4 protein-coding genes are annotated in these 4,316 nt (G+C 72.3%); 2 read left to right on the forward strand and 2 right to left on the reverse strand.

Annotated elements, in window-relative coordinates:
* Positions 1-242 (reverse strand): FAD-dependent oxidoreductase (locus ACYVE7_RS30065; RefSeq protein WP_460369423.1); only part of this gene is annotated, 242 nt, incomplete at its 3' end.
* 257 nt (positions 243-499) lie between these two features.
* Here ACYVE7_RS30065 and ACYVE7_RS30070 point away from each other — a divergent pair.
* Positions 500-2,008 carry an acyl-CoA carboxylase subunit beta gene (locus ACYVE7_RS30070; protein ID WP_460369425.1) on the forward strand — a complete coding sequence of 503 codons (1,509 nt, stop codon included), beginning with the start codon at positions 500-502 and terminating at the stop codon, positions 2,006-2,008.
* Positions 2,009-2,022: 14 nt separating this feature from the next.
* Here the strand turns inward: ACYVE7_RS30070 and ACYVE7_RS30075 are convergent, their stop codons facing one another.
* Entirely contained in the window at positions 2,023-2,841 is an 819-nt protein-coding gene (locus tag ACYVE7_RS30075) for an alpha/beta hydrolase (protein ID WP_460369427.1), read from the reverse strand.
* Between the two features lie 129 nt (positions 2,842-2,970).
* Between ACYVE7_RS30075 and ACYVE7_RS30080 the strand changes: the two genes are divergently transcribed.
* Positions 2,971-4,316, forward strand: a 1,346-nt coding sequence (locus tag ACYVE7_RS30080; RefSeq protein WP_460369429.1) for an MFS transporter, incomplete at its 3' end; no start/stop codon positions are given.

Below are 4,316 nucleotides of genomic sequence, written 5' to 3' on the forward strand. Positions count from 1 at the left end.
ACGACCTCGCCCTTGACGATCTCGCCGCCGTAGCCGAGCACCTCGGCGCGGCCGTCGGCGAGCAGGTCGAGCGGGCCCGTGCCGTCGCGGCCCAGGTAGTTGTGCAGGTGGGCGGCGCGCGCGTTGCGGGGGTCGCCCGCGTCGACCACCAGCACCGACCTGCGGAAACGGGCCAGGGCCAGCGCTCCGCTCAGCCCGGCCGCTCCCCCGCCGACCACGATCACGTCGTAGGCGTTCTTCATCGTCTTCTCCCTTCGCTGATCCCCACCGTGCGCGGCCGTTCGACGTTCCGGCAACGTTTGTTGCCGGAACGGCAAGCGGCGGGATCCGGTCGATTCGGAGCGTCCGGATCTGGACTTATGTCATGGCCGCTTGGTTGTTCGTTCAAGCGCGCTCACACGACGGCGTGCCCGCTCGTGTCGTCCGGTCGTGGCTGACACGGTGATAACGGTTCGGCAAATCCGAATCGAAAGCCCGTCCGAAAACAAGGAGCACGCACGTGCACCAGCAGCAGCTGTCCCGTCCCCACTCCCCGTGCCGGGAAGAGCTCGCACCCCTCCCCCAGCCGGGCGGGTACGCCGAGCCCCCGAAGATCAGCAGGCGGCGGGCGGACGCGCTGGCCGACGCGGGCAGCGTCTTCGAGGTGGGCAGCGCGGCGCGGCAGCGCACCGACGTCTACGGCGGCGACCCGCGCCGCCCGGCCGGCGACGGGGTGCTGACCTGCCGCGCGACCGTCAACGGCCGACCCACCGCGATCTTCGCGCATGAGCCGAAAGCCTGGGCGGGAGCGCTCGGCGAGATCCACGGCACGAAGATCACCTCACTGCTGGAGTACGCGGGACGGGCCCGGGTGCCGGTCGTCGGGCTCATCGATTCGGCGGGGGCGCGCGTCCAGGAGGGCGTGGCGGCCATGGACGCGTTCGGCACGGTGATGCGCGGGCATTCGCTGCTGTCGGGACGGGTGCCGCAGATCAGTGTGGTGCTGGGCTCGTCCGTCGGCGGGGCCGCCTATGTGGCGGCGCTCAGCGATGTGGTGATCATGGTGCGGGGCACGTCGCAGATGTTCGTGACGGGGCCGCGGGTGATCAAGGCCGTCACCTTCCAGGACGTGTCGGCGCGCGAACTGGGCGGCGCGGAGCTGCACGCCCGCAGATCGGGTTCCGCGCACCTCATCGCCGAGAACGAGGAGCACGCGTTCGCGCTGGCCCGGGCGCTGCTGTCGTTCCTGCCCGGGTCCTGCTGGGAGGCGCCGCCGGTGTACGCCGTCACCGAACCCGACCTGCCGATGCCGGTGGTCCCCGCCGATCCGCGCAAGACCTACGACGTCCGGCCGGTGATCCGGGCGGTCGTCGACGGGGCGAGCTTCCTGGAGCTCCAGCCGCGGTACGGCCGGAACATGGTGTGCGCGCTGGCCAGGATCGACGGGCACCCGGTCGGCGTCATCGCCAACCAGCCGCAGGCGATGGGCGGGGTCCTCGATATCCGCGCCTGCGAGAAGGCCGCCCGGTTCGTCCGGATGTGCGATGCGTTCGGGCTGCCGCTGCTGACCTTCGTCGACACCCCGGGGGTGCTGCCGAGCAAGGGGCAGGAGGCCGCGGGCGTCGCCCGGCGCGGCGCGAAACTCGCGCAGGCGCTCGCCACGGCGACCGTCCCGCGGGTCAGCGTCGTGCTGCGGAAGGGGTACGGCGGGGCGTACGTCCTGATGAACTCCAAGGCGCTCGGCGCGGACGCCTCGTTCGCCTGGCCGGGCGCGGAGATCGCGGTGATGGGGCCGCACGGGGCCGTCGAGGTGCTGCACCGGGCGCGGCTGGCGGCCGACCCCGGCAGCAGGGGACCGCTCATGGCCGCCTACCGGGACGAACTGCTCAACCCGCGCGTGCCCGCGGAGCGCCTGTCCGTGGACGAGGTCATCACCCCGGCCAGGACCAGGACCGCCCTGCTCAGCGCGTTGCGTCCGCTGATCAGGGCGGCCGAACCCGGATACCGGCACGACAACATGCCGCTCTAACGGGGTCTGGCGGGTCACTTCATGAAGCGTTCGACGAAGGCCAGGGCGGTGTCGGCGACCTCGCGCCAGCCGGAGTCGATCGTCAGGGCGTGGCCGCGGCCCGGGATCTCCACGATCTCGGTGACGGAGTCGTTGCGCTTCTGCTTCTTGTAGGCGGCGTTGGTGAGCGTCCAGGGGACCGTGTTGTCCTTCTCGCCGGAGATCAGCAGCAGGGGGCCGCGTTCGGGGCTCCGGCTGTTGACCTTGGCCTCCGTCCACGGGTTGAGGTTGGCGGTCGCGGCCTGGAACAGCGGCTCGCCCGGCGCGGGGACGGCGAACGTCTCGTACAGGTCCTTCGCCTCGGCCTCGGAGACGGCGTTGGCGAAGCCGTAGCGGAACTGCTCGAACGTCAGCGGGACGGCACGATGGTAGTTGGCGGGGTTGCCGAGGACGGGGCGGGCCGAGCGGAGCGAGGAGATCGGCAGCGGCAGGACGCCGCGGAACGGCGCGGGGTCGATCGCGACGGAGGCGTCGGCGAGGCCGCGTCCGGCGAGGATCTGGGTGATCAGGCCGCCGAACGAGTGTCCGATGATCGCGGGCTTGCGGTCGAGTCCGGCGATGACGTCGGCGAAGTGGTCGGCGACCTGGCCGACGCTCTTGCCCGCGAACACCTCGGGATGGGCGTTGGCCTCGGCGACCGTCTCCGGATCGTCGGGCCAGCCGGGGGTGAGCGGGGAGTACCCGGCTTCGTCGAAGACGGCCGCCCACCGGTCCCAGCTGCTCGGCAGCAGCCAGAGGCCGTGCACGAAGACCACGGGAGGGCGTCCTGAGGCGTTGGCCTCGGTTACGTTCACGGTCATCCCTTCGGGGGTTCGGGGAGATCCTGATACCACTCCTGACCACGATTACACCGGTTAGCCCTGTTTGTCGGCCTACGCGGTAAAGGGGTGGCCGGGGTGGGTGGGGGTGTTGAGAATGGCGTGATGGGCGCGGGGGTGGGGCGGCGGCAGTGGGCCGGGGTCGCGGTGCTGATGCTGCCGGTGTTGCTGGTGACGATCGACAACACCGTGCTGGGGTTCGTGCTGCCGGTGCTGGCGCGGGAACTGCGGCCGACAGCGGCCGAGCAGCTCTGGATCGTGGACGTCTACCCGCTGGTGCTCTGCACGCTGCTGGTGGCGGCGGGGAACCTCGGCGACCGGATCGGGCGGCGGCGGGTGCTCGTCACGGGGGCGGTGGGGTTCGGGGCGGCGTCGGTGGTGGCGGCGTGCGCGAACGGGGCGGGCGGGCTGATCGTCGCGCGGGTGCTGATGGGGGTGTTCGGGGCGGCGCTGCTGCCGGCTACCCATTCGCTGCTGCGGACCCTGGTGCCGGAACGGGAGGCGCGGCGGCGGGCGATCGCGGTGTGGGCGACGGCGTTCGCGGTCGGGGCGGCGGCCGGGCCGTTCCTCGGCGGGGTGCTGGTGGGGTGGTTCGGCTGGCGTTCGGTCTTCCTGGTCGGGCTGGTGTTCGTGGCGCCGTTGGTGGTGCTGGCGCCGGTGGTACTGCCCGAGTCGCGGGACGGGGCGCCGGGGGCGCTCGATCTGGGGTCCGTCGTTCTGTCGGTGGGGGCGCTCGCGCCTTCCGTTTATGCGGTGCAGCGGGTTGCCGTCGAGGGAATCGACGGTGTCGGAGTGGTGGCCGGAGTGCTGGGGGCGGTGTGCGGGGTGGTGCTGGTGCGGCGGCTGACGGGCCGGGACGATCCGCTGCTGGACGTCCGGCTGTTCCGGAACCCCTCGTTCAGTGGCGCGATCTTCGTCAATCTGATGAGCATGACGTCGCTCGTGGGGTTTCTGTACTTCGCTGCGCAGCAGTTGCAGCTCGTGCAGGGGCGGTCGGTGCTGGTGGCGGCCGTGGCGCTGGTTCCCGGGGCGGTGGCGAGCGTCGCGGCGGGGCTCGGCGTGGTGCGGCTGGTCCCCCGCGCCGGAATGGGACGGCTGATGGCGGGCGGGCTGCTGTGCTCGCTGGCCGCCTACACGCTGACGGCGTGGGTCGGCGCGGACGCGACTCTGGCGACCGTCGCGGGGGCTTATGTCCTGATCGGCATCGGGGTCGGCAGCGCCGAGACCCTCTCCAACGATCTGGTGCTCGCCGCCGCTCCCGCCGAGAAGGCGGGGGCCGCGGCGGCGGTCTCGGAGACGGCGTACGAGCTGGGCGGGGTGCTCGGGGTGGCGGTGCTCGGCAGCATCCTCACCGCTCGGTACCGGGCCGGCCTCGATCTGTCCGCGCCCGGAGTCCACGCCGTGGACCGGGCTCGCGAGACGCTCGGCGGGGCCGTGGACGTCGCGGCGGG

The organism is Actinocorallia lasiicapitis (assembly GCF_054778695.1).